Origin of the sequence: Cupriavidus gilardii (assembly GCF_008801915.1) — a bacterium.
GTDB classification, from domain to species: Bacteria; Pseudomonadota; Gammaproteobacteria; order Burkholderiales; family Burkholderiaceae; genus Cupriavidus; species Cupriavidus gilardii.
In genome coordinates this window covers 1-25572 of sequence record NZ_VZOV01000018.1, presented here as the reverse complement: position 1 = coordinate 25572, position 25572 = coordinate 1, and the positions used below count along the sequence as shown (strand labels likewise).

Sequence of the window (25572 nt, the reverse complement as noted above, 5' to 3'; positions counted from 1 at the left end):
TGAATCGGCCCCGCGCCGGAGCGTACCCAACGCTGCGCTGACATGGCCAGATAACGCCCCAAAGTTACCGTTCGCGCCGCCAGCCTCGCAAACCAGATTTCATGCGGTTTTCGCCTTAGAAAAACTAATGTCAAACCACAAACTGCCGCCGCTCAATGCCTTGCGGGCCTTCGAGGCCGCGGCACGGCATCTGTCGGTCAAGCACGCCGCCGAAGAGCTGTGCGTGACGGCCGGCGCGGTCAGCCAGATGGTCAAGGCATTGGAGTCGCATCTGGGCGTCAAGCTGTTCCAGCGGGTCAACCGCGGCATCTACCTGACGGAGGCGGGGCGCGCCTATCTGCCCCCCGTGCGCAACGCCTTCCGGCAGATCAAGGAGGCGACGGGCCGCATCGCGGCGCCAGCCGACACCGGCCTGTTGAACATCAGCGTCACGCCGTTCTTCGCGGCCGCATGGCTGGTGCCGCGCCTGCATTCGTTCCAGCAGGCGCACCCCGATATCGACCTGCACGTGATCACGACCACCGCGCTGGCCGACTTCACGCGCGACGGCGTGCATGTCGCGGTCCGGCACGGCCTGGGCCAATATCCGGGCCTGCACAGCGAGCGTATCCTCGCGGTGGAGATCATGCCGGTCGCCGCGCCGGCGCTGGTCCGCAAGCTTGGCATGCCGGCCACGCCCGCCGATCTGCTGCGCTGGCCCCAGGTCCACGACACCGAGCGCAAGGGCTGGCATCTGTGGTTCGCGTCGCAGGGCATCGACGAGATCGAACGCCCGCGCGGACCGTCGTTCGACGATTCGAGCCTGCTGTGGAAGGCGGTGATGGCGGGCCAGGGCGCCGGGCTGCTGCCGGCCGCGATGGTCGCGCGCGAACTGGCCGACGGCTCGCTGGTCCGGCTCGCCGATGTCACGCTGCTCGATGCGTTCGCCTACTACCTGGTCTACCCGGAGGAAAGCCACGCGCGCGCGAAGATCGCGTCGTTTCGCGAGTGGATCCTGCAAGAGGCAGCGCGTGCCGGCAGCGCGTAGCCGGCGCATCGGGTCTTGCAGCCGGTCCTGAATCGGGACCTCGAAACTGGTGCGCATCGCGATCGCACGATCGCGCCCTGCACAGAGCATCGCATCGCGACAGGAGCACGCATGGAAGCCTTCCACAACGTCAATCTCGCCTCGCTGCTGGATACGCTGATCAGCCTGAGCGCCGCCTTCGTTTTCGGTGGCGCGATCGGCTTCGAGCGGCAGTACCGGCAGCGCACCGCCGGGCTGCGCACCAATGTGCTGGTCGCGGTCGGTGCCGCGGTGTTTGTCGACGTCGCCAACCGGCTGCACGGGCACGATGGCGCGGTCCATGTGATGGCCTATGTCGTATCCGGCGTCGGCTTTCTCGGCGCCGGCGTGATCATGCGGGAGGAGGGCAATGTGCGCGGGCTCAATACCGCGGCGACACTGTGGGGCTCGGCGGGCGTCGGGGCGGCGGCCGGTGCCGATCTGATCCTCGAGGCGATGATGGCCACGGTGTTCGTGCTGGCGGCCAATACGCTGCTGCGGCCCATCGTCGATGCGATCAACCGCAAGCCGCTCGACGTCGAATCGGTCGAGGTCACCGGCACGGTCCACGTGATCGCGGAGCGGGGCCAGCAGAAGGCGGTGATGGCGCAGCTGGAGGAGGCGCTGGAGCGCGGCGGTTATCCGGTGCACGACCTGGACATCCAGCCGTTCGGTCAGGAGGAGGTCGAGATCGAGGCGACGCTGGTGGCCAGTTCCTTCGATGGCGATGCGCTGGACCGCCTGGTGCAGCGGCTGGCTGCACTGCCGGCGGTGCGGCAGGCGTTCTGGAGTCCAAGCACGACGACCTGACCGCCGCGAGCCTTGCGGGTACGTTTGCGCGGTTGTCAGGTTTGTAGGACTACACCCACATGGCTTTCGGCGCGCGCTTGATAAGGACCCGCCAGTCCCCTGTGTATCGTTCAGTTACGGTTGACATTGATTTGTCACTCCGTACTGAACAACGCAGAGGTAGCAATCATGGCTTCGGCCCTTGTCAGCATGCCTGTGGAGCATGCCCGGGCATTTGCCCGGATTCTGTCCGTGACCCGCGCCGCCTGGCGCTTGAATGAACACGCCGAAACCGGCAACGCCGCGCAGCCGCACAGCACTTCGCGCGGCCGGCGTACCGCCCATCTTGCCGAACTCGCGGCACGCGCGTTCGAGGCGCAGGTGATGGCGCTGCGTTGCCGCCAGGCCTTCGTCGGCTGACGCCGGACCGGTCTCTCGCACGCGCAGCTGCAATTGACGCAAGCCCGCCAGCAGGTTCCGCAGTAGCTTGTAGTGCTTGTTCCGTTTTGCGCGCGACGTTTATGCGCGTTTGTGTGTCTCCTTGGTTCTTGGCCAGCCTGTCGGCTGGCTTTTTTTTACCCGCGCCCCGGCGCATCGCGGCGTCACGGCATCGCCGCGACGGCGTTCGCGGGTCGCGCGCTGGCCGTCGCATGCGCGCCGTCCAGCAGATGACAGGCCGCGAGATGCGCCAGTCCCGCATCGGGACCGCCCATGGCGCGCATCGCCGGCACCTGCTGCCCGCATACCGGCATCGCATGCGGGCAGCGCGGATGAAAGCGGCAACCGGACGGCGGCGCCAGTGCCGAGCCGATCTCGCCGACGATCAGTCCTTCGGCCGGCTGATGATCGGGATCGGGACGCGGCGCGGAGCCGAGCAGCGCCTGCGTGTACGGATGGCGCGGCGCGCCGAACACCGCTTCGCTGGGGCCGCTCTCGGCCATCGCGCCGAGGTACATCACGCCGACCGCGCTGCTGAAGTGCTCGACCAGCGCGAGATCGTGCGCGATGACCACGTAGGCCAGGCCAAAGCTGCGCTGGATATCGGCCAGCAGATTGACGATCTGCGCGCGGATCGACACGTCGAGCGCCGACGTCGGTTCATCGAGCACGATCAGACGCGGCTGCAGCGCAAGCGCGCGCGCCACCGCGATGCGTTGGCGCTGGCCGCCGCTGAATTCGTGAGGATAGAGGTCCAGCGCGCCGGGCGGCAGCCCGACGATCTCCAGCAGTTCGAGCAGTCGGCGTTGCAGCGCCTGGCGATCGCGGCCCAGTCCATGCGCCAGCAGCGGCTCGGCCAGCAGCATCCTGACCTTCAGGCGGGGATTGAGCGACGACGACGGGTCCTGGAACACCGCCTGCACCTGCCGCCGATAGCGTTGCACGCCCTTGCGGTCCAGCGTCAGCACATCCTGGCCATCGAAGCGGATCGCGCCGCCGGTGGGCTTTTCCAGCAGGAGCAGCAGTTTCGCGATGGTGGTCTTGCCGCAGCCGGACTCGCCGACGATCGCGAAGGTCTGACCGGCGTCGACCGCAAAGCCGACGCCATCGACGGCGCGCACGAGGCCGCCGCCGCGCACGGGGAAGTGTTTCGTCAGGTCCTGCACTTCGAGCAACATGGGCACTCCTGCGCTGGCTGCGATGTTCGGGGGAGCAAGGTCCGGCCGTTCGGCTGTTCGACGTTCGCCGCTAGGTGCCGCTCGCCAGCCAGCACGCGACGCGATGGCCAGACTCCAGTTCGACCTCGGGCGGATACGCGTCGTCGCACAGCGGCTTGCGATGCGGACAGCGGGCGGCGAAGCGGCAGCCGACTGGCGGATCGATCAGGCTCGGCGGGCTGCCCTGGATCGCGAACAGCCGGTCCTTCTTCTGGCCGAAATGCGGGATCGAGTTCAGCAGCGCCTGCGTGTACGGATGCGCGGGCCGCTTGTACAGCGTGCGCACATCGGCGGTCTCGACGATGCGGCCGGCGTACATCACCGCGATGCGGTGGCAGATGCTGGCTGCTACGCCGAGGTCGTGGGTGATCAGGATGATCCCGACGCCGGTCTGCGCCTGGATCTTGCGAAACAGGGCCATCATCTGCACCTGGATGGTCACGTCGAGCGCCGAGGTCGGTTCGTCCGCCACCAGCAGCCGCGGCGCACTCGCGATCGCCATGCCGGTGACCACGCGTTGCCGCATGCCGCCGCTGAACTGGTGCGGATAGTCGTTCAGCCGCGCCTGCGGCGACGGGATGCGCACGCTGTCGAGCACCTCGACCACGCGCTGCCGCGCGGCCTCGCCGCGCGCGATGCCGTGATGGCGCAGCGGCGCGCCGACCTGGTCGCCGATGGTGAAGACGGGATTGAGCGAGGTCAGCGGGTCCTGCGAGATCATCGCGATCTTGCGGCCGCGATAGACCTCGCTCATCGTCTTCTCGGAGACCTGCAGCAGGTTCTGGCCATCGAGCACGATGCTGCCGCCGATGCGTGCGCCGGTCTGGCGCGGCAGCAGCCGCAGGATGGACAGGATCGTCATCGACTTGCCCGAGCCCGACTCGCCGACCACGCCCAGCGTCTCGCCTTCGTGCACATGCAGGTCCACGCCGTCGACGGCGCGTACCACGCCGCGGTGCAGCGCCAGGTGGGTCGTCAGATTGCGCACCTGCAGCATCGGCGTGCCGCTCCCGGTTTGCGTCGAACGACCCGCGGCGGCGATATCGGCATGGCTCATAGCTGTCTCCTCCTGGGATCGAAGCGGTCGCGCAGCCAGTCGCCAAGCAGGTTCGAGGCGAGGCAGGTCGCCATGATCGCGAGCCCGGGCATCGTGATCGCCCACCAGGCGTTGGTGATGTAGTTGCGCGCGTCCGCCAGCATCAGGCCCCAGGATACGTCGGGCTGCTGGATGCCGAGGCCGAGAAAGCTCAGCGAGGCCTCGAAGATGATCACCTGGCCGACCTGCAGCGTGGCGAGCACCAGCAGCGTGTTCAGCAGGTTCGGCAGCAGATGGCGGCGGAAGATGGTCGGCGTGCCGCAGCCCGCCACGCGCGCCAGCGCGACGTAATCGCGCTGCTTCAGCGACATCACCTCGCCACGCACGATGCGCGCATACCAGGTCCAGTAGGTGATCACGATGACCAGCACCACCGTCTCGAAGCCCGGCCCGAGCACCGCCGCCAGCACCAGCGCGAGCGCCAGCGAAGGAATCGACATCTGGATATCGACCAGCCGCATGATCAGCGCATCGAGCCGGCCGCCGAAGTATCCGGCGAGCATGCCGGCGGCGGTGCCGATGCCGCCCGAGATCAGGATCGCGTACAGCGCCACCACCAGCGAGATCCGTGTGCCGGCCATGATCCGCGTCAGCAGATCGCGCCCCATGTTGTCGGTGCCCAGCGGATAGGCCCAGTTGCCGCCATCGAGCCAGGCCGGCGGCAGGAAGGCGATGCCAAGGTCCAGCGCGTTGGGATCGTGCGGCAGCAGCAGCTCGCCGCCGAGCGCGCAGAGCAGCAGCACGGGGAATACCAGCAGCGCGAACCACGGCAGGGTGCCCCATGCGATCGCGCCGCGCCGGCGTGCGATCGGCGCCTCTGCGGTTGCGTTGCCGGCCGCCGAGGCCGTTTCAGCAGCAGTCAGTTCAGCCATGGCGGATCCTCGGGTCGATCAGGCTGTAGCTCAGATCGACCAGCAGGTTGGACAGCACGAACAGCACGGACGTCAGCATCACGCCCGCTTGCACCACCGGAAAGTCGCGGGCGAACACGGCCTCGACCACGGTGCGGCCGACTCCGGGCCAGGCGAAGATGACCTCGACGACGAAGGCGCCGCCGAGCATCGCCGCGAAGTAGACGCCGAGAATGGTGACCAGCGGAATCGCCGCGTTGCGCAGCGCGTATTTCCATACCAGCACGCGCTCGGGCAGGCCCATCGCGCGTCCCATGCGGATGTAGTCGCTGTCGAGGACATCGAGCATCGCCGAGCGCACGATGCGGGTTTGCGCCGCGACCGGGTACCAGCCCAGCGCGATCGCCGGCAGCACCAGGCTGGACCACGATTCCCGCCCGAACGCGGGCAGCCAGTTCAGCTGCACCGCGAAGAACAGGATCAGCAGCAGGCCGACCCAGAAGTTGGGCATCGCCTGCCCGGCCATCGCGAAGACCTTGGCGAAACGGTCGAACCAGCTGCCGCGATGGACCGCGGACAGCACGCCGAACGGCACCGCCATCGCGATCGAGAAGGCGAGGGCGGCCAGCGCCAGTTCGACGGTGGCCGGCAGGCGATCGAGGATCAGGCCCAGCGCCGGCTCCTGCCAGCGGTACGAGTTGCCGAAGTCGCCGGTCAGCGCATGGCCGAGGAATTTCAGATACTGCGCGACCAGCGGCTGATCGAGCCCAAGATGTTGGCGCGTCTGCGCGATGACGTCGGGCGGCGCGTCGGCCGGCAGCAGCAGCGCCAGCGGATCGCCCGACAGCCGCGAGATCAGGAAGATGATGACGCTGGCGCCCAGGATGCTGACCAGGCCGTGCAGCAGGCGTTTCGCGATGGACATGCAAGCCTCCGTGTGAGAGACCAGACGATGGGCAGACGGATCACCGTCGTTGCCGCGCAGGCAGGAACCCAGCGTCGTGCGGGCGTGGCGAATGAAGACGCTGGATCCCCGCCTGCGCGGGTGACGCGTTGCGTCAATCAATGCGCCTGCTTCAGGCTGACTTCCTGGAACGCGCGCCAGTAGTCCCGGATCGGCCATGGCACGTAGTGGACCTTGTCCTCGCGCCAGGCGAACGTCACCAGCGGCCGGTAGGTCGGCAGGCCGCCGAGCACGCGCTCGTGCTTGAGCCGCGCGATCTGCTTGAGCAGCTCGGTGCGCGCCGCCGGGTCCATGGTCTGGCGCTGCTTTTCGATCAGCGCGTCGACCTCGGCGTCGTTGCTGTACGAGTAGGTGCCCCAGCCGCCGGGCTGATAGCTGTGCAGATGGCCGGACCATGCGAGCCCCGGATCGCCGGGGAGCCCCTGCGACCACATCCAGCTGAGCACGCCGTCCATCTCCGGCGGGCCGCTGCGGCCGCGCTTGCCGAGGCTGATCCACGCGCCGTACTCCAGATTGCGTACCTGGCAGCGGATGCCGACCGAGCTCAGATAGGCATACATCGCCTCGCCCACTTCCTTGACGCCCGGTTCGCGCGGCGTGGTCAGGTTGTAGCAGGGCGTGTCGAAGCCGTTCGGATAGCCGGCCTGCTTCAGCAGTTCGCGCGCCCGCTTGGGATCGTAGGGATACGGCTTGAGTGCCGGGTCGTAGCCGTTCGACCCCTTGCCGACCTGCGCATAGCGCTCGCCCTGGCCGAACAGTACGCGCTTGATGATCGCGTCGACGTCGATCGCATGCGCCGCGGCCTGCCGCACGCGTACGTCGTTGAACGGCGACTTCGGCATCTGCGTGTTGAAGTTCAGGAACAGGTTGTTGCCGCTGACCAGCGTCGCGGTCTTGACCCCCGGCATCTTCCTGAACTCTTCGATCATCGACGGCGGCACGTTGTCGATCCAGTCGACCTTGCCGGTCTTGAATGCCGCCACGCGCGTCAGGTCCTCGGGAATGACCTTGATCGTCAGCGTCTTCACGCCGGGTCGCTTGTCCTTGTTCCAGTAGTCGTCGAAGGCCTCGAGCCTCAGTTCGTCCTTGACGGTGCGTGAGACGAATTTCCACGGACCGGTGCCGACCGGCTTCTTCGCGAATTCCTCTTCGCCGACCTTCTGGATGTACTTCTTCGGCATCGCCCACAGCTGCAGATTGCCGACCAGGAATTGCGCGTCGGGCTCCTTGAAATGCAGCTTGAAGCGATGCGGATCGACGATCTCGAAGCGCTCGACCGACGACACGTAGTGCGAGAAGAAGCTGCCCTTGGGATCGCGCTGCCGTTGCCAGGAAAACTCCATGTCCTCGGCGGTCAGCGGATCGCCGTTGTGGAACTTGACGCCCTTGCGCAGCCGCACGTCGAGCACCGGCTTGCCATCCTTGCCGGTCTCGAGCTTCCAGCTCTCGGCCAGCCAGTTTTCGTCCTGCAGCGAGGCATTGCGCCGCACCAGCATCTCGAACATCTGGCCGACGAAATAGTGGTCGACGCCGGCGGAAATGCGTACCGGATCGAGCGTGGTGGACTCCGCGCCGAAGGCCACCGTCAGACTGCCGGTCGCCGGGGCCGCCTGCGCGCTCCCCCACAAGGCTGTCAACGCGCCGATCGCCAGGGCGCCGAACGTGATCGTCAGCTTCGTGCGGGCCGATGCCGGGTGCTGTTGCATATTTCGCCTCCTGTTGCGCCGAGCGAGACGGCGCGTTTCTCGTTGAAGAACGGACCGTGCGGTCGCGGGGTTTTTTTGCTCGATGCGGTTTCGCTGGTTCTGCTTCGCTGGTTCTTGTTCGGCTGGTTCTTATTTCGGGAAGGCCGATTCCAGTTGCCGCACCACCTCCAGCAGGCGCGGCCGCACTTCGTTGAGCAGGAATTCGGGCGACAGGCTGTACGATGGGCCGCCGACATTGAGCGCCATCCTCGCCATGCCGTTGCCCGGATCGAAGCCGCGGCCGATGCCGTTGACGTCCTTCTGCCAGTCGCCGAACGAGCAGGCGACGCCCAGCGCGCCATGGTCCTGCATTCCCTGTTCGATGCCCTTGCGGATGTGCGGCCAGGCCACGTCGTCGAGCTCGCGTATCTGCTCGAGCAGCGCCTCCCGTTCGCCGTCGGGCGCCACCGCGAGCCACGCCCGTCCGATCGCCGACGTCGACACCGGGATGCGCGAACCGATGTCGAGCGTCAGCGAGATCGCCGCCGAACTGCGGCAGTGCTCGACATAGATCATCGACAGCCGGTCGCGCGCGCCGAGCGAGACGGTGCCGCCGGAGAAGTCGGCCAGTTCCTGCATCAGCGGCCGCGCGACCTTGCGGATGTCCAGCCGCGACAGCATCGCGCTGCCCAGTCCCAGGCAGGCGGTGCCGAGCGCGTACTTGGGAGTACCTTCGTATTGCGTCAGGTAGCCGAGCCGGGTCAGCGTCGCGGTCAGGCGCGACACGGTGGACTTGGGCAGGCGGCAGCGCTGCGCGATCTCCTGATTGCCGAGCGCACGGTCGCTGGAGCGAAAGCACGCCAGCACTTCGAGTCCGCGTGCCAGCGCCGTGACGAAATGCCGGTCTTCCTTCGATGCGGCCTTCGATGCGGCCCGGTTCGTGGTCGGGGTGTCGCGCATGGGAATGGACTCCTGCTGGCCGCTCATCCGACCCGGATGCCGGTCTGCTGCACCAGCGACTGCCACACCTTCTGGTCGCGCTTGAGCAGCGCCGCGAACTCGTCGGCGCTGGTGCCGCGCGGCAGCATGCCGGCCTCGGTCAGCATCCGCGAGCCGTCGGGCGAGCGGACGATGCGCGCGATTTCCGTCGACAGCCGGTCGATCACGGGGCGTGCGCAGCCATGCGGCGCCAGCATGCCGATCCAGCCGATCGCCTCGAACCCCTGGTATCCGGATTCCGCGAAGGTCGGCACGTCGGGCATCGACGGTACGCGGCTGGTCCCCAGCGTCGCCAGCACCTTGATGCGGCCCGCCTCGCCATAGGTGCGCGCCACCACCGTGGAGACGAAGCCGGCCGGCAGCTGCCTGGCCAGCAGGTCGGCGATCGCCGGGGCATCGCCCTTGTAGGCCACGTGCACCGTCTCGATGCCTGCGCGCCGCTTGAACAGCTCGCCGTACAGATGCCCGGTCGAGCCGACGCCGAGACTGCCGTACCCCGAACCCGGATGCGCCTTGGCATAGGCCGCGTAGTCGCGCAGCGACTTGACCGGCAGATCTGCGTTGGCGACGAACACCTGCGCGGCGTCGGCGACCAGCGACAGCGGATCGAAGTCCGTCATCGGGTCGTACAGCGGCTTGGGCTGGATCAGCGGGCTCTGAATCAGCGCGGTATTCGTAAACAGCAGCGTGCGCCCGTCGGCGGGCGCCTTGGCCACCTGCGCCGCGCCAATCATGCCGGCCGCACCGGGGCGGTTCTCGACGATCACGGTCTGCCTGAGCGCCGCGCCGAGACGGTCGGCGATGAAGCGCGTGATCGCATCGGTCGAACCGCCGGGCGGGTACGGCAGCACGATGCGGACCGGGCCGTCAACGTTGGCAGTGGCGGGGGCGGGTGCCTGCGCGACGGCCAGGCGCGGCAGCGCGAGGCTGCCGGCGAGCGCGGCCGACGTCTTCAGCAGCTTGCGGCGGGACGGGTTCATGGTTTGTCTCCTGATGTCATCGGGCGCTCTTGCGGCGCCCTTCCGATCGATGTGCGACCGCGCCTTGGCCGGCATCGGTCGCGCTGGCTCAATGCGTGCTCATTGGGATGCCGACTGCGCCTGCTCCGCCTCCAGCCGTGCCTGCAGCTCGACCTTGCGCACCTTGCCGGTCGCGGTCAGCGGCAGTTCGTCGACGATGCGGATCTCCGGCACCTTGTAGACCGCCATTTGCTCGCGGCACCAGGCATGCAGCAATTCGGCGTTGACCGTGGCGGCGTGTTCGGGCCGCAGCCGGATGAAGGCCACCGGCATCTGCCCCTTGTCGCGGTCGGGCCGGCCAACCACGGCCGAGCCCAGCACCGCGGGATGGCGCGACAGCAGCACCTCGAGCTCCGACGGGAATACGCTCATGCCGCGCACCTTCAGCATCTCCTTGCGGCGACCGAGGAAATGCAGATAGCCGTCCTCGTCATAGGCGCCGATATCGCCGGTGCGGAACCAGCCGTCGCGAAAGACTTCGGCGTCGACGTCAGGCCGCCCCCAGTAGCCCTTGAACAGCGACGGCGTGCTGACGACGATCTCGCCTTCCGCGCCGATCGGCAGCAGCGCGCCGGTGTCGAAGTCGCAGATCTTGATGCGCGTGCCGGGCACCGGCAGCCCGACGAACACCGGGCGCCCGCGCAGGTCCATGTCGTCGTGCTGCATGCCGGTGGTGAAGGTGTCGCTGGTATGCGTCTCGGTCATGCCCCACGCGCCTTCGGCCAGCACGCTGCCGGTCAGTTCGAACCAGCGCCGGCGGATGTCCGGCGTGATCTTGCGGATGAACGAGGCCGCGCGCGTATGCCGCAGCGAGCGCAGGTCGTAGCGCGGCAGCTCCGGGTGGTTCATCAGTTCGACCGCGTTGTCGACCACGACGAAGGTGCGGTTGACACGGTAGCGGTCGATGGCCGCCATGACGGCAACCGGGTCCCAGCGCGCCAGCACGACCACGGTGGCGCCGCTGAAGATCGGATAGATCAGCCCCAGGTTCTCGCCGGCGATCCAGAACATCGGCAGGAAGTTCAGCATCACGTCGTCGGAGCCCTCCGCCATGCGCGCCGCGTCGACCCCGCCGGTCAGCGCGTACGAGGCCGCGGCCGTGTAGACCATGTCGCGCTGCGTATGCATGCAGCCCTTGGGCATGCCGGTGGTGCCGCCGGTGTAGTTCAGCGCGGCCAGCGCGTCCAGATCGACGGGCGGCAGCGCGATCGGCGCCGTCGCGCGGATCGCCGGCATCAGGTCGGTCGCGCCATCGATGCGCCGCGGCGGCGCGTCCAGTCCCGCGGGCAGCGGCACGGTCGGCTGCGCCGGCAGCATCTCGCCCTGGCTGGTGGTGAACACCGTGCGGATGCGGGTCTGGCTCTTGACCGCCATCAGCATGTCCGCCAGCTGGTCCAGCACGACGATCGCGGTCGCGCCCGAATCGTTCAGCTCGTAGCGCAGCTCTTCTTCCTTGAACAGCGGATTGACCGGTACGTAGACCGCGCCGAGCTTCAGGATGCCGTAGAACACCACGTGGAACTGCGGGCAGTTGCCGATCATCACCGCGACGCGGTCGCCCGCGCCGATGCCGTGCGAGGCCAGCAGCGCGGCGCAGCGCTCGCTGAGATCGTCGAGCTCGGCGTAGCCGACTTCGGTGCCGTAGTAGATCAGCGCCGGATGCGCGGGCCGGCGGCGCGCCCACGCGCGCAGGTAGTCGCCGAGCGCGACCTCGCCGTGCGGGTACACCGGCGCGGTAGGCAGGCCGGCGGGCCAGATCCGGCGGTGGCGCGCTTCCAGATCGTCGAAGAACTGCGCTTCGGACGTGGCGTCATGCGATGCCGGTGGGTTCGACTGCTCGCGGTCCATCTGCTGTCTCCTGTTGCGTTCTTGTCGGGTTCGATGGAGGGGCTGGGGGGGGGCGCTGCCGGGACGCTGCGGCGGCAATGGCGTGTCGGTGCGGATTCTCCCTACCAGGCGTCGACGTAGGGCCGCAGCGGCCGGTCCCGATGCGATGCGCCCGCATCGAGTCCGGTCACCAGCCACTGGCGCGTCACGGCGGGATCGATCACCGCATCGAGTTCGAGCGCCGCGGCGGCGTTGATCGCGTGGCCGCGCTCGTACATCTGCGCGACCAGCTTCTGATACAGCGCATCGCGTTCCGGTCCTTCGGGCAGCGCTTCGAGCTCCTTGCGAAAGCCCAGCCGCACCGCGCCCTCTAGGCCCATGCCGCCGAACTCGCCGGTCGGCCACGACAGCGTGAAGGTCGGCGCGCGAAACCCCCCGGCAGCCATCGCCATCGCGCCCAGGCCATAGCCCTTGCGCAGCACCACCGCGAGGAAGGGCACGCGCAGCTTGGCGCCGATCACGAACATCCGCGAGACGTGGCGCACCTGCGCGCGCGCCTCGACCTCCGGGCCGACCATGAAGCCCGGCGTGTCGATCAGCGAGACGATCGGCAGGCCGTGCGCATTGCAGATCTGCATGAAGCGTGCGGCCTTGTCGGCGGCGTCCGCGTCGATGGCGCCGCCGAGGTGGCGCGGGTTGTTGGCCAGGATGCCGACCGGGCGGCCCTCGATGCGGGCCAGCGCGGTATGGATGCCGGTGCCGAAGCCGCTGCGCAGCTCCAGCACGCTGCCGGCGTCGGCGATGCCGGCGATCGCCGCGCGCGTGTCGTAGACGCGCAGCCGGTTCTCCGGCACCACGCGCCGCAGTGCCAGCGGATCGGGCGCCTGCCAGTGGGCGACGGAACCCTGGAACATCGACAGATAGTGCTTGGCCGCGGCCACCGCGGCGGCCTCGTCGTCGACCAGCAGATCGACCACGCCGTTGTGATGCTGCACGGCGGCTGGGCCAATGTCCTCGGGCCGGAACACGCCCAGTCCGCCGCCCTCGATCATCGCCGGTCCGGCCATGCCGATATTGGCGTTGCGCGTGGCGACGATCAGGTCGCAGCAGCCCAGCAGCGCCGCATTGCCGGCAAAGCAGCGCCCGGAGGCGATGCCGATCACCGGCACCTCGCCGCTGAGCGCGGCAAAGGCCGCGAAGGACGGCTGGTAAAGCCCGGCCACGGTCGGAAAGTCGACGTCACCGGGCCGGCCGCCGCCGCCTTCGGCAAAGATCACGGTGGGCAGTCGGTTCTGCAGCGCGACCTGCAGGATGCGGTCGGTCTTGATGTGGTTGCGCTTGCCCTGCGTGCCGGCCAGCACGGTGGCGTCGTAGGCCAGCACCGCGCAGCGCGAGCGCTCGGCCGGGAACAGCGCACCGTTGACGCCGCCGATGCCGGTGATCAGGCCGTCGGCCGGCGTATTGGCGATCAGGTCCGCCTCGCTGCGCCGGCTGGCCTGCGCGGCCACCGCGAGCGCACCGTATTCGACGAAGGTGCCGGCGTCGCACAGGTCGGCGACGTTCTCGCGCGCGGTGCGCTGCCCGCGGGCATGGCGCTTGGCGACGGCGTCGGGCCGCGCCTCGTCGTACAGGAAGGCATGGCGCTCGATCACGCGCTGCAGGTCCGCGCGGATCGCGTTCGGATCGGCCTGCTCGGCATCGCCGCCGGTGTGCGCGCCGGCCTCGGCCGGTTCCAGCACCAGCAGCACCTGCCCTTCGGCGGCCTGCTCGCCGGCCTCGGCGCGCAGGTCGATCACGCGGCCCGGCTGTTCGGCGACGATCGCGTGTTCCATCTTCATCGCGTCGAGCACGGCGACGGTCTGGCCGGCCTGCACCAGCTGGTCCACCGCGACGCTGACCTCGACGAGGCGGCCGGTCATCGGCGCGCGCACCGCGTGCAGGCCCTCGCCGAGCTGCTCGTCGAAACTGCTGGCGCCGACCGGTGCGGCGGCGACAGTGGCAATGGCGCCGCCGGCGCCGTCCTGCACGGCCTGCTGCGCGCGGCTCTGCGCTTCGAGCTGCGCGGCGCGGCTCAGCAGTTCCGGCAGCACCGCCTCGACATGCCGGGTATGGATCTGCTGGCTGGCGAAGTCCTCGCGCTCGGCCAGCGCGCGCAGCAGATCGACATTGGTGGCGATGCCGCGGATCGTGAATTCTCCCAGCGCCCGCTGCAGCCGCCGCACCGCGTCGGCGAAGCGTCCGCTGCCGGAGGTCACGATCAGCTTGGCCAGCAGCGTGTCGTATTGCGGCGAGGGCGCGTAGCCGGTATAGCCGTGCGTGTCGACGCGAACGTCGGGGCCGGTCGGCGGATCGAATCGCTCCAGCCGGCCCTGGGCTGGACGGCCAAGCCCTTGCGCGTCGATCGATTCGGCGTTGATGCGCGCCTGGATCGCATAGCCGCGTGGCGCGGGCGGCCGCTGGGGATCGAGGCCCAGTTCGCGCAATGTTCGGCCTTGTGCGAGCCCCAGTTGCAGCGCCACCAGGTCGACGCCGGTAACCTGCTCGGTGATGGTGTGCTCGACCTGCAGGCGCGGGTTGGCCTCGATGAAGACGAAGGGCTGGCGTGCGCCGTCGCGGGCGGCCGTGCTGCCGGGCTCGGCTTCCTCCACCAGGAATTCGAAGGTGCCCAGGCTGCAATAGCGGGTTCGGCGCGCCAGCGTGCGCGCCGCGTCGACAATGCGTTCGCGCAGCGCCGGGTCCAGCGCCGGGCTGGGCGCGATCTCGACCAGCTTCTGGAAGCGCCGCTGCAGCGTGCAGTCGCGCTCGCCGAGCGCGATCACGTCGGCTCCATCGCCGGCGATCTGCACTTCGATATGGCGCGCCCGCACGACCAGTCGCTCGGCATAGACCGCGTCGATGCCGAAGGCCGAGCGCGCCTCCGAACGGCAGCGCGCATAGGCCTCGGCCAGCGCGTCGCGTTCGCGCACCACGCGCATGCCGCGGCCGCCGCCCCCGCCGACCGCCTTCAGCACGATGCCGGCGCCGTCCTGTTGATCGAAGAAGGCCGTCACCGCTTCGAGCGTCGCGCCGCCCTGGGTGGCGGGCATCACCGGCACGCCGCATTCGCGCGCCAGCGCCAGCGCGCGGCCCTTGTCGCCGAACAGTGCGAGCTGGTCGACCGTCGGGCCGACGAAGATCAGGTCGGCCTCGGCGCAAGCCCGCGCAAAGTCCGCGCGTTCGCTCAGAAAACCGTAGCCTGGATGGACCGCGTCGCAACCGGTGCGGCGCGCGGCGGCAAGGATGGCGGGGATGTCGAGGTAGGCGGTGGGGCCTTCGCCGTCGAGCGCGACCGCTTCGTCGGCCAGCAGGCGGTGGCGGCTATTGGCGTCGTCGCGTGCGTAGACGGCGACGGTGGCGATGCCCAGATCGCGGGCCGCGCGTTGCACGCGCAGCGCGATCTCGCCGCGATTGGCGATCAACAGCTTCTTCACAAGTGTCCCCTCTCGATGTCGCCGCCGCGCGAGCGGGGCGCATTGTTTTTTGTGGCATGTGATTCTGCAAAGCAGAATCTACATGTCGGGGGATGCGGGGGACAAGGGCGTTTACCACGGTCCGGCAAAGACGTTGGCGATAATCGGCCAATCAAGAATTCCGCTATGCAGAATCACGGTTCAAAATCGGGCGCCGCTGCCGTCGATACCGCATCGGATCTCGCATCGGTTGCCGAGCGAATCGCCCCTACAGATCCCGCGGCTGGTCGCCGTTAACCGGCAGAGAGCCCGCCATGCGAGCACCGCGATACCGGCGGGACAAAGCCTGCCACCGCGCCATCGAACCCACCGGAGCCCGAGGGGAACCGCCATGACTTCCGCCCTGCCACGCCGCGGCCGCGCCGCGTTTGCCGTTTCGTCCGCCCGTGCGGGCCTGCTGACGATGTCCGCGCTGACGGCGCTGACCGTGCTGACCGCGGGCTGCGCCACCTATCAGTCGGTCAGCCCGGCCGAAGCGGCGCCGCCGGCCGACCCGATCGCGGCGATGGTCCGCATCGATCCGGACCTCGGCGCATCGTTCTGCGTGATCGACAGCCCTGCGGGACGCGCACCGTTCGCGGCGACGCTGCTGCAATCGCTGCAGCGCCGCGGCTTCGAAGCCAGGCTGCTGCCGCCCGGATCGTCGGTGGCGGCCTGTACGCTGACGGCGACCTATGCGGCCACCTCGGAGTCGTATTGGCGCACCTTCCTGTCGACCGCCGACATCACCGTCTACCGCCGCGGCGAGCGCGTCGGCAAGGCGGTCTACGATGCGCGGCGCAGCCAGGGCGGCGTCAACCTGAGCCATCTGATCGACCCGCAGCAGAAGATCGACGAACTGGTCGACCAGCTGTTCCCGGGCCGCCTGCCGCATCCGGAGGCGCGCGACCGCAACGCCTCACCTTCCGAGCCGAACAGCGGAGCAGGCCAAGGCGCCGCGGCTACGCCAGCCTGACCCCGGCCGCCTGCAGGATCGCAACGCCCCGCTGTCCGATCCGGACAGCGGGGCAGGCCAAGGCGCAACCGCTACGCCAGCCTGAACGCCTGCACCGCCTCGCGCAGCTGCTGGGCGCGCTGATCGAGGCTTTCGGCGGCGGCCGCCGCCTCTTCGACCAGCGCGGCGTTCTGCTGCGTGACGCCGTCCATCTCGGCCAGCGCATCGCTGACCTGCGCGATCCCCTGCGACTGTTCGCGCGAGGCCGCGCTGATCTCCGCCATGCGCGTGGCGATGCCTTCGACCTGGCGCACGATGTCCTCCATTGCGCTGCCGGCCTGCTGCACCGCTGCGTGGCCGTCGCGCAGATCGGAGACCGTGCGCTCGATCAGCGCCTTGATTTCGCCCGCGGCGGTGGCGCTGCGCTGCGCGAGGCTGCGCACCTCGCCGGCCACGACCGCGAAGCCCCGTCCGTGTTCGCCCGCGCGCGCCGCTTCGACCGCTGCGTTCAGCGCCAGGATGTTGGTCTGGAACGCGATGCCGTCGATCATGCCGATGATGTCGACCACCTGCTGCGCGTTGCGATGCACGCCGTCCATCGTCTGCACCACGCGCTCGACGGTGCCGCCGCCGTGCCGGGCGGCGTCGGCGGCGCTGCGTACGGTGGCGTCGGCGTCCACGGCGGCATCGGCATTCTGGCGCACCGTCGCGCTCAGCTGCTCGATGCTGGCGACCGTGCGCTCGAGGCTGCTGGCCTGGCTCGCGGTGCGCGCCGACAGGTCGGCGTTGCCGCTGGCGATCTCGCCGGTGCTGGCGACGATGGCATCGGCGCTGGCGCGCACGGTGCCGACGATGCCCGACAGGCCCTGGCCGACGCCATCGATCGCGCGCATCAGCTCGCCGATCTCGTCGCGGCGCGGGCTGTCCAGGCGCGCGGTCAGGTCGCCGGCGGCCAGGCTGCGCGCGGCCGCCGCCGCATCGGCGAGCGGCGCGCTGACCATCCGGCGCAGCATCCACCAGAATCCCGCCGACACCAGCAGCGCGAGCGCAAGGCCCGCGCCGAGGAAGCGGTTGCGGTTGGCGATCAATTCCGCCCGCAGGCTGTCGACCGGCACCGAGCCGACGATCAGCCATTGCCATTCGGGATAGGTCTCGAACGCGGTCAGGCGCAACGCCGGGGCGCCGCCGTCGAACGCGACCCGATGTGTCAGGCTGCCCTGACGCGCGGCAATCATGTCGCGCAGCCAACTGTTGCCGTCCTCGTCCCGGGCGTCAAGCTGGACCGTGCCCTCCTGGCGGCGGCCGACCAGCAGCTTGCCCTGGTCGGAACCGGGCTTGGCGTCGACCACCAGGAAATGGCCATCCGTGCCGATCGACTTGCGGCGGATGCGGTTTTTCAGCATCGCAAGCTCGGCGCTGACATCGACGCCGACATAAAGCGCGCCGGCGACCTTGCCGGTGGCGTCGCGTACGGGCTCGTACTTGCTCATGTACGGCTTGCCGAACAGCCAGGTCAGCGCGCGATACGAGCGGCCGGACTGCACCGCGGCATAGGCGGGGCCTGCGCGATCGAGCAGCGTACCGACCGCGCGCTCGCCGTTCTGCTTCTTCAGCGAGGTCGTCACGCGCACGAAGTCGTCGCCGCGGCGCGCGAACACCGTGGCGATGGTGCCGCCAGTGGTCGAGAAGAAGCGGTCCGGTACCGCGAAGTTGTTGTTCAGCACGACCTCGCCGCTGGTGAACTGCGGCGTCGGCTGCCCGGCGACCTCGATGGTCTGCGCGGGATCGACCGCATACGGGCCGGGCACCACCGCGGCGAAGTTCAGCAGGAAGCGGTCCGCCTCCTGCAGCATGGTGTCGTCGAACTGGCCGAGCAGATCGCGCAGCGTCTCGTTCTGCGCGCTCATCGCCGCGCGCTGCTGCGCCTCGAGCTGGCGCATGCTGCTGTCCGACAGCACCCAGGCGAACAGGCCGAACACCAGCACCTGCACCGCCAGCACGATCAGCGCGAGCCGCGTGCCGATCCGCGCGGCGCCAAGGCGCCAGCGGCGCGACGGCTTGCCGATGGACGGGGTATCGGTAGGGGAGGGAGTCAGGACGCCGGCAAGGCCGGCGGCCGACGAGGCAAGGGGGGCGGGGGCAAGGGGGCGCACGTCCGTTTCCTGCGAAAAGGAAGTTGCCGGCACCACATGGCGCACGGCGGACGCATGATCTCCGTCACGTCGTCATGGATCGGTTTACGGCTGAGGACGTGCTGCGCTTGATGAGGGTGTTCACCGATTTCTACAGGCGGTGGTACGCAAAGCGTGGCCGGGCCTTCCGGGCGTCGTTATCCTGCGTCTCCCTACGCAATCCGTTCTGGCACCAAAAAAATCATGGCTCAAATCATGGCTCGATACTCCGTCCGTTCCGCCGAATATCCGAAACCTGCAGATGACGACGTCTGTCACGAAGAACTGTTCGGCCATCTGGCCGAGGAGCAATTCACCGCAGAAGAAGCCGCGGAATATCTTGAGGTGTCGCTGGTCGCATTCCAGCGCTTCGTTGACGACGGGACGGTGATTCCCTCGAGCGCGGACGGGCGCTGCGGATGGTTCTCCGCGGCAGGATTGAAACGATTCAAGCAGCAGCGCAAGGCCCCCGAAGCGGCGGGAGTTAGCTGAGCGGTGGCAACAGATCAGTAACTCATAGCGCGGCAACTATTAAGAAAGCTTCATAGCGGTTGAGTCGGCATGCTGGCGGTCTCGGCGCGATGCGCCCCCACGCATGATCGGCACGATGGCCAAGCACGACGACGTCTCTTACAAGTTTCTGTACACCTGTCCCGAATTCGTCAGGGACCTGCTGAAGAGCTTTGTGCCGAAGCAATGGTGGCGCAAGGTGGATTTCTCCACCCTGGAGCGCATGCCGTGCAGCTACGTGACCGATGACTTCCGCGAGCGCGCCGATGACGTGGTTTGGCGGGTGCGAACGGGACAGCAGTGGATGTACCTGTACATCCTGATCGAGTTCCAGAGTACCGTGGACACGTTCATGGCCGTGCGAGTGCTCAGCTACTTGATGCTTCTGTACCAGGACCTGATCCGGCGCAAGGAATGTTTACCGGGCCGTCTGCTGCCACCCGTGTTGCCGATCGTGCTGTACAACGGCGAAACGAAATGGACGGCGCCGGTGGATGTCCAAAGCCTGATCGCTCACGATGCGGACCTGCCGATTCCGCGTTTTCGCTATCACCTGATCGACGAGAGCCGGTACTCCGAAGCACGGCTCGCTCGGCGGCGCAATCTGGTGGCGGCGGTGATGCGTTTCAACCGATTGAAGAACGAGCGGAGCCTGGTCCGCCTGATTCGGGAGGTCCGTTACTGGATCGATGGACGCAAGGAGCTCAGGCGGACTTTGGCGATGTGGATGCGCGGAGTATTGTTGAGGCAGCGCAAGGGCAAGCTGGCGCTGCCACGGGTTCGCGATCTGGAGGAACTGGAAATGTCACTGGCACAACGGATGGACGAGTGGGCCGCCCGACACGAGGAGAAGGGCGAGAAGCGGGGCGAGAAGCGGGGCGAGAAGAAGGGAATCACGAAGGGCCGGCAGGAAGGTGCGGCCCGGGTGCTGCAGCAACTGCTGGCGCGTCGGTTTGGGCCGTTGCCACAGGGGGTCGTCGCCAAGCTGAATGCGGCGCAGGCGGCCGACATCAGGCGGTGGAGCGGGCGGCTCCTGGACGCGCAATCGCTCGACGCCGTCTTCAAGACACGCTAAAGGCCGCGGCGATGCTCTTGGTGGGCATCTTTGCCGCGGAGAATCAAGGCTGCAGCTGTCCCAGCCGCACTACCGTCACGCCCGGGCGCAGCTGGCGCAGCGACGGCATCACCAGCACGCAGTCCGGATACGGCGTCATCACCGGCACGTCGTCGTTCCAGCCGATCACGGTGCCGGCCTCGGCGAAGGTCTCCAGGCCGGTATAAGGACCGGCGAAGCAGAAGTTCATGCTGGTGGCGACCACGGGCTCGGTCACGCGCACCACGCGCTGCCGTGCGGCCTGTGCCGACAGCCAGCCGGCCGGCAGGTCGCCGCTGTCGACGATGCCGGCGGCGAGCAGGAAGCGCGCCGTGCTGTCGCGCGCCACCGCCACCGACGACGCCTCCCAATGCTGGCCACACTCGATCAGCAGCGCATTCTTCGGGCTGGCCGGATCGCCGAAGCCGGCATAGTCGCGCATGCGCCGGCCTTCCGGATGCCCTTCGTCGACGATCACATGCGCCGGTGCGCCGAGCGCGCGCGCCAGCGCCACGCCCTTGTCCAGCGGGCCCGACACGATCAGCGGCAGGCTCTTCTCGTGCATCGAGTGCAGGTCCAGCAGCAGATCGACGCGATCGATCAGCGGGCGCATCTCGCGCGCGCGCCGCAGCTCCGACGAGTCGCGCGACGCATCGTCGAGCACGGCGGCGGTCCAGACGCGGTTGAAGTCCTGGTCGACGAAGCGCGAGGCGTCCGGCTTGGCCGGATCGAAGCGGTGATACGCGTCGACGTTGGCGAACGCCAGCGTCAGCTGCCCGCGGCGGGGCTTGAGCCCGAGATCCAGCAGCTCCTTGACGACGATCGCGCCGCAGACCTCGTTGCCGTGGGTCAGCGCGTTGATCATCACGTGCGGACCCGGCACGCCGCTGTCGAAGTGGTGGACGTAGGCGACGCCGGTATTGCCGTCGGCGTACGGCCGGATATCGGGAAATGCGACTTCGACCGGGTAGGCGTCGAGCGTGGTCATCGTGTTCATGGGGTTCCCGTTATTGCTGGATGCCGGCGGCCTGCACGATGGTGCGGTACTTGGCGGTCTCGCGCTTGACGAAGGCCGCGAACTGGGCCGGATTGGCGGGGGCGACCTCGACGCCGGCCTCGGCCAGCTTCTTGCGGACCTCGGGCATCGCCAGCACGGCCTGCATCTCGCTGTTGAGACGGTCCACGACAGGGCGCGGCGTGGCCTTCGGCGCCATCAATCCGAACCAGACGCCCATGTCCACGCCCTTCAGCGCGGGCGTCTCCGCCAGCGCCGGCACGTCGGGCGCCACCGCGGCGCGCTTCGCCTCGGTCACGCCATAGGCCTTGACCCGTCCGGCCTGGATATGGGGCAGCGCGGACGACAGCACCATCACCGCCAGATCGATCTGGCCGCCCAGCAGGTCGGTTGCCATCGCCGAGGCGCCCTTGTACGGCACATGCGTGATGCCGACCTTGCCCTGCTGCTTGATCAGCTCGCCGGCGAGGTTCAGCGGCGTGCCGACGCCCGACGACGCGTAGGCCAGCTTGTCCGGCTGCGCCTTGGCCAGCGCGATCAGCTCGCCGGCATTGCGCGCCGGCAGCGTCGGCTTGCCGACCAGCACCATCGGCTGCGTGCCGACGAAGGTGATCGGTGCCAGGTCCTTCTCGCCGTCGTAGCGGACCGCCGGATTGGTCAGGCGCGCGATCGACACCTCGCTGCCCGAGCCCATCAGCAGCGTGTAGCCATCGGCCTCCGCCTTGACCACGCGCGATGCGCCGATGGTGCCGCCGGCACCGCCCAGGTTTTCGATGACCACGCTCTGGCCCAGCCGCTTGCCCAGCTCGGGCGCGACGGTGCGGGCCACCAGGTCGACGCTGCCGCCGGCCGTGTAGCCGACCACCAGCGTGATCGGTTTCGCGGGCCATTCGCTGGCGCGCGCGTCGGCCGGAGCCAGCGACATGGTGGAGATGGCGGAGAACAGCAAGGTGGCGGCGGTGGCAGTCCGCAGCGAGATCTTCATGGCAACGCTCCCGTGTCTATCTGTTATCGATGTGGTATGGCGCGATGTTAGGGAGCGGCGCCGTGTCGTCGCATGCGGGTTTGGCAATGGCGATTGCCGGATCGGCAAGCGGGAAGGCGAGGCACCGACTGCACGCCGCCTGCACGCCCGGCCGCCCCGGCGGCATCAGGCCGTCGCGGCGCGCCAGAACGCCTCGGCCAGCGGGCGCATCGGCGCGCGCGGACGGTAGAGCCGGATCTGCAGCACCAGATCCCGGTTGCCGCCCTGGCCGGCTTCCGTCCCGGCGTCCGCCACGTTGCCGATATCGGCGCGCACCAGCCGGCCGGCGTGCAGATCGTCGGCGATCAGCCGTGCCGGCAGCCAGGCCAGGCCCATCCGCTGGCGCACCATCTCGTGCACCGACTCGGCAAAGTCGCAGACCGCCACCACGTCGAGGCGGCCGGCCAGTTTGCGACGGGCGATTTCCTGATTGACCATGCGGCCCATCGTCAGCGTCTCCGCATAGGCGATGGCCGGCACCGGCGAGCCGCTCTTGCCCCCCGTGCCGCGCCCGGGCAGGCGGAAGCACGGGCCGCCCGAGGCATCCGCGGCGGCGACGCAGACCAGCCGTTCGATCCCGACCGGGTGGAACTGGTAGCGGGCCTCGTCCAGCCGCACCGGCAGGTCGGGAGGGCTGTAGCACAGCAGAAAATCGGCATCGCCCTCGGTGAACATCGCCATCGCATCGTGCATGGCGAACGTCGACAACCGGGTGCGGAAGCCCGCGGCCACCGGATCGTGACGCAGCGCCTGGCGCAGCCCGGCCAGCCAGGCCGGCACCAGCGAACGCGACAGCGTCTTGCCGGTGGCAATCACCACGGTGCTGGCGTCGACGCGGTGGGCCGCCCGCAACGCCAGCCGGGTCTCCTCGAGCGTATGCAGCGCGGACTGCGCGGCCTCCAGGAACTGCCGGCCCTCGGCGGTCAGCCGGACCGGGAACACGCTGCGATCGATCAGCGGCGCGCCGGCCCATACTTCGACCGCCTGCATGCGGCGGCCGAAGGCCGGCGGGGTGACGTTGCGCAGTTCGGCGGCGCGGGCGAGGCTGCCGGCCTCGGCCAGACATACAAAGTCTTCGAGCCAACGGATATGCATGGGGAGGGAACGATCGTTTCGTGGCGGGAAAGGGCGGGCGGCGGCGCATGTTCCTTGCGCGGCCGCGTCATTCTAGAGCGTTCGAAGCGGCCTGCACGCGCGCGCCGTTGTCGCGGCCAAGCCCCAAGGCGGGACGGAATTCATATGATCGATGAATGAAGCAGCCAAAGAAGTGCCATTCGTTATTTGTTGATTGAATGAACCGGCGCAGCCTATCGCCCCCTTTCACCGGCTCCTACACTGGCTGGAAAGCCCGATCCCGCTGGGAGTTCGCCATGCCGTCCCTTCGCCGCCTCGCCTGTCATGCCGCGTGCACACTGATCCTGCTTGGCGGGTGGCAGACCGCGATGGCGGCACCCCGCCCGGCCCAGCCCGCCGAGACGCTGACCCGGCAGGCGGTGGCCGCCTACGAGGCCGGCGCATTCGAATCCGCGCTGCGCGACTTCGCCGACGCGGCGCGGCAGGGCAACCGGCTGGCGCAGTTCAACTACGCGATGATGCTGCTGCGCGGCGACGGCACCGCGTCGAAACCCCAGGAAGCGCTGAGTTGGCTGAAGAAGGCGGCCGACAACGAGATGACGCATGCCCAGTTCACCTGGGGCGAACTGCACGAGCGCGGCGAACTGGTGCCGAAGTCGCTGGAGGAGGCCAACCGCTGGTATCAGCGCGCCGGCCAGGGCGGGCATATCCAGGCGCAGGTTGCGCTGGCGACCAACTACTTCATCGGCCGCGGCGTGCCGCGCGATTACGCCAAGGCTTTCGAGTGGTACACGCGGGCGGCGACCGCCGGCGACGGCGGGGCGCAGTACATCGTCGCCAGCTTCTACGAGCGCGGCGAGCCGGGCGTGGTCGAGCGCGATATCGAGCAGGCCAAGATCTGGTACGCCCGCGCCGCGGCGCGCGGCGACCCCGGCGCGCTGGCCAAGCTGCGGTCGCTGCTGGAGCAGACGGTCAGGTCGCGCGCGCCGACGATGTAGACGGGGCAAGCGCGCGCGAGCGCGCCGGCGCTTCCTCAGGTCTGGATCAGCCGCTTCTGCCGCGAGATGTTCATCAGGATGCCGATCCCCATGCCGAGCGTGACCAGCGCGGTGCCGCCGTAGCTGATCAGCGGCAGCGGCACGCCGACGATCGGCAGGATGCCGCTGACCATGCCCATGTTGACGAAGGCATAGGTAAAGAAGATCAGCGTGACGGCGCCCGCCAGCAGCCGCGAGAAGTGGGTCGGCGCGTTCGCGGCGATATAGAGCCCGCGGAAGATCAGCAGCAGGTACAGCACCAGCAGCACGGCATTGCCAACCAGGCCGAATTCCTCGGAGTAGACCGCGAAGATGAAGTCGGTGTGCTTCTCGGGAATGAACTCGAGGTGGGTCTGCGTGCCCTTGAGCCAGCCCTTGCCCATCAGGCCCCCCGAACCGATCGCGATGATCGACTGGATCGTGTGGAAGCCCTTGCCGAGCGGGTCGGTGGTCGGATCGAGCAGTGTGCAGACCCGGTGCTGCTGATAGTCGTGCAGCACCGGCCAGTTGACACCCGGTGCGCACATATCGTGCTCGAAGAACAGCAGCGCGGAAATCAGCGTGACCAGGATCGCCAGCGCCGGCAGGATCAGCTTCCACGACAGGCCGGCGAAGTAGATCACGTACATGCCGGCGGCCAGCACCAGCAGTGCGGTGCCCAGATCCGGCTGCTTGGCGATCAGCCCGACCGGTACCGCCAGCAGCAGGCCGGCGACGATGAAGTCGAACCAGCGCAGCGCGCTTTCGCGCTTCTGGAAGTACCACGCCAGCATCAGCGGCATCGCGATCTTCATCAGCTCGGACGGCTGGATCACGATGCCGACGTTGAGCCAGCGGCGCGCTCCCTTGCGGATCAGCCCGAACATCGCCACCGCGATCAGCAGCGCGACGCCGACCGTATAGAGCGGCACCGCGACCCGCATCAGCGTCTGCGTGGGCAGATAGGCGATCACCCACATCACCGCGTAGGACAGCAGGATATTGCGCAGCTGATCCTCGACGCGGCCCGGTACGCCGATCGACGCCGAATACAGCGCGACGATGCCGGTGGCAAACAGCAGGAAGACGATCAGCGCGAGCGGCTTGTCGAAGCCGGTCAGCGCGGACTTGATCAGGGACAGGGCGCGTCTGCGATCCATCTGCGCCTCCTTCAATGCGTGGCGTTGGCGCCCGGCGCCGCGGCGGCCTGCCGGGCGCGGGATGCGGGAGACGGAGTGGAGCCCGGGGCGGCGGGCGGCGCGGCGGCCGGCGCCGGCGGCGCGCCATCATGCGGCG

21 protein-coding genes are annotated in these 25572 nt (G+C 68.6%); 7 read left to right on the top strand and 14 right to left on the bottom strand.

Going from position 1 to position 25572, the window contains the following annotated elements:
- Nucleotides 1–127: 127 nt before the first annotated feature.
- The 3 genes from gcvA to F7Q96_RS19275 all read left to right on the top strand — a co-directional run bounded on the left by gcvA (nucleotide 128) and on the right by F7Q96_RS19275 (nucleotide 2254).
- A complete protein-coding gene (gene gcvA / locus F7Q96_RS19285; RefSeq protein ID WP_053820827.1) occupies nucleotides 128–1027 on the top strand; it encodes a transcriptional regulator GcvA in 900 nt (299 codons plus the stop codon).
- Nucleotides 1028–1138: 111 nt separating this feature from the next.
- Nucleotides 1139–1855, top strand: coding sequence for an MgtC/SapB family protein (locus tag F7Q96_RS19280; protein WP_053820828.1), 717 nt, complete (start codon nucleotides 1139–1141; stop codon nucleotides 1853–1855).
- Between the two features lie 231 nt (nucleotides 1856–2086).
- Nucleotides 2087–2254: a hypothetical protein gene (locus F7Q96_RS19275; protein WP_226994801.1), complete on the top strand. Its 168-nt coding sequence runs from the start codon at nucleotides 2087–2089 to the stop codon at nucleotides 2252–2254.
- A 182-nt stretch (nucleotides 2255–2436) separates the two neighbouring features.
- On the opposite strand, the gene F7Q96_RS19270 is transcribed toward F7Q96_RS19275, so the two are convergent.
- The 9 genes from F7Q96_RS19270 to F7Q96_RS19230 form a co-directional block, all read right to left on the bottom strand.
- The gene (locus F7Q96_RS19270; RefSeq protein WP_053820830.1) at nucleotides 2437–3450 is read right to left on the bottom strand and encodes an ABC transporter ATP-binding protein; all 1014 of its coding nucleotides are present in this window, start codon (nucleotides 3448–3450) and stop codon (nucleotides 2437–2439) included.
- A gap of 70 nt (nucleotides 3451–3520) precedes the next feature.
- Nucleotides 3521–4546 (bottom strand): ABC transporter ATP-binding protein, encoded by a 1026-nt coding sequence (locus F7Q96_RS19265; RefSeq protein WP_053820831.1) that lies wholly within the window; start codon nucleotides 4544–4546, stop codon nucleotides 3521–3523.
- Entirely contained in the window at nucleotides 4543–5457 is a 915-nt protein-coding gene (locus F7Q96_RS19260; RefSeq protein WP_053820832.1) for an ABC transporter permease, read from the bottom strand. The genes F7Q96_RS19265 and F7Q96_RS19260 overlap by 4 nt, the downstream gene beginning before the upstream one ends.
- The gene (locus F7Q96_RS19255) at nucleotides 5450–6361 is read right to left on the bottom strand and encodes an ABC transporter permease (RefSeq protein WP_151023128.1); all 912 of its coding nucleotides are present in this window, start codon (nucleotides 6359–6361) and stop codon (nucleotides 5450–5452) included. Before F7Q96_RS19255 ends, F7Q96_RS19260 begins: the two co-directional genes overlap by 8 nt.
- A 137-nt stretch (nucleotides 6362–6498) precedes the next feature.
- Nucleotides 6499–8106 carry an ABC transporter substrate-binding protein gene (locus tag F7Q96_RS19250; protein WP_151023126.1) on the bottom strand — a complete coding sequence of 536 codons (1608 nt, stop codon included), beginning with the start codon at nucleotides 8104–8106 and terminating at the stop codon, nucleotides 6499–6501.
- Nucleotides 8107–8235: 129 nt separating this feature from the next.
- Nucleotides 8236–9045: an IclR family transcriptional regulator gene (locus F7Q96_RS19245; protein ID WP_053822929.1), complete on the bottom strand. Its 810-nt coding sequence runs from the start codon at nucleotides 9043–9045 to the stop codon at nucleotides 8236–8238.
- Nucleotides 9046–9068: 23 nt separating this feature from the next.
- Nucleotides 9069–10064 carry a Bug family tripartite tricarboxylate transporter substrate binding protein gene (locus tag F7Q96_RS19240; protein WP_053822930.1) on the bottom strand — a complete coding sequence of 332 codons (996 nt, stop codon included), beginning with the start codon at nucleotides 10062–10064 and terminating at the stop codon, nucleotides 9069–9071.
- A 99-nt stretch (nucleotides 10065–10163) separates the two neighbouring features.
- Nucleotides 10164–11951 (bottom strand): AMP-binding protein, encoded by a 1788-nt coding sequence (locus F7Q96_RS19235; RefSeq protein WP_053820833.1) that lies wholly within the window; start codon nucleotides 11949–11951, stop codon nucleotides 10164–10166.
- Between the two features lie 101 nt (nucleotides 11952–12052).
- Nucleotides 12053–15400 (bottom strand): acetyl-CoA carboxylase family protein, encoded by a 3348-nt coding sequence (locus tag F7Q96_RS19230; protein ID WP_151023123.1) that lies wholly within the window; start codon nucleotides 15398–15400, stop codon nucleotides 12053–12055.
- A gap of 370 nt (nucleotides 15401–15770) precedes the next feature.
- Here F7Q96_RS19230 and F7Q96_RS19225 point away from each other — a divergent pair, with 370 nt between their 5' ends.
- Nucleotides 15771–16394 carry an Sbal_3080 family lipoprotein gene (locus F7Q96_RS19225; RefSeq protein WP_053820835.1) on the top strand — a complete coding sequence of 208 codons (624 nt, stop codon included), beginning with the start codon at nucleotides 15771–15773 and terminating at the stop codon, nucleotides 16392–16394.
- A 71-nt stretch (nucleotides 16395–16465) separates the two neighbouring features.
- Here F7Q96_RS19225 and F7Q96_RS19220 read toward each other — a convergent pair whose 3' ends face one another.
- Nucleotides 16466–18439 carry a methyl-accepting chemotaxis protein gene (locus tag F7Q96_RS19220; RefSeq protein WP_053820836.1) on the bottom strand — a complete coding sequence of 658 codons (1974 nt, stop codon included), beginning with the start codon at nucleotides 18437–18439 and terminating at the stop codon, nucleotides 16466–16468.
- A 309-nt stretch (nucleotides 18440–18748) separates the two neighbouring features.
- Here F7Q96_RS19220 and F7Q96_RS19215 point away from each other — a divergent pair, with 309 nt between their 5' ends.
- Both F7Q96_RS19215 and F7Q96_RS19210 read left to right on the top strand, forming a co-directional pair.
- Nucleotides 18749–19036: a hypothetical protein gene (locus F7Q96_RS19215; RefSeq protein ID WP_053820837.1), complete on the top strand. Its 288-nt coding sequence runs from the start codon at nucleotides 18749–18751 to the stop codon at nucleotides 19034–19036.
- A 115-nt stretch (nucleotides 19037–19151) separates the two neighbouring features.
- On the top strand, nucleotides 19152–20129 hold the full coding sequence (locus tag F7Q96_RS19210) for an Rpn family recombination-promoting nuclease/putative transposase (RefSeq protein ID WP_170265888.1): 978 nt from the start codon (nucleotides 19152–19154) through the stop codon (nucleotides 20127–20129).
- A gap of 43 nt (nucleotides 20130–20172) precedes the next feature.
- On the opposite strand, the gene F7Q96_RS19205 is transcribed toward F7Q96_RS19210, so the two are convergent.
- From F7Q96_RS19205 to F7Q96_RS19195, 3 genes are all read right to left on the bottom strand, one after another.
- On the bottom strand, nucleotides 20173–21144 hold the full coding sequence (locus F7Q96_RS19205; RefSeq protein ID WP_053822931.1) for a M14 family metallopeptidase: 972 nt from the start codon (nucleotides 21142–21144) through the stop codon (nucleotides 20173–20175).
- 10 nt (nucleotides 21145–21154) lie between these two features.
- Complete coding sequence (locus F7Q96_RS19200; RefSeq protein ID WP_151023121.1) at nucleotides 21155–22147, bottom strand: Bug family tripartite tricarboxylate transporter substrate binding protein; 993 nt, start codon at nucleotides 22145–22147, stop codon at nucleotides 21155–21157.
- Nucleotides 22148–22312: 165 nt separating this feature from the next.
- Complete coding sequence (locus F7Q96_RS19195) at nucleotides 22313–23281, bottom strand: LysR family transcriptional regulator (protein WP_151023119.1); 969 nt, start codon at nucleotides 23279–23281, stop codon at nucleotides 22313–22315.
- A gap of 275 nt (nucleotides 23282–23556) precedes the next feature.
- Between F7Q96_RS19195 and F7Q96_RS19190 the strand changes: the two genes are divergently transcribed.
- Nucleotides 23557–24258 (top strand): tetratricopeptide repeat protein, encoded by a 702-nt coding sequence (locus F7Q96_RS19190; RefSeq protein WP_082371356.1) that lies wholly within the window; start codon nucleotides 23557–23559, stop codon nucleotides 24256–24258.
- Nucleotides 24259–24293: 35 nt separating this feature from the next.
- Here the strand turns inward: F7Q96_RS19190 and rodA are convergent, their stop codons facing one another.
- Nucleotides 24294–25436 carry a rod shape-determining protein RodA gene (gene rodA / locus F7Q96_RS19185; protein WP_151023116.1) on the bottom strand — a complete coding sequence of 381 codons (1143 nt, stop codon included), beginning with the start codon at nucleotides 25434–25436 and terminating at the stop codon, nucleotides 24294–24296.
- Between the last annotated feature and the right edge of the window lie 136 nt (nucleotides 25437–25572).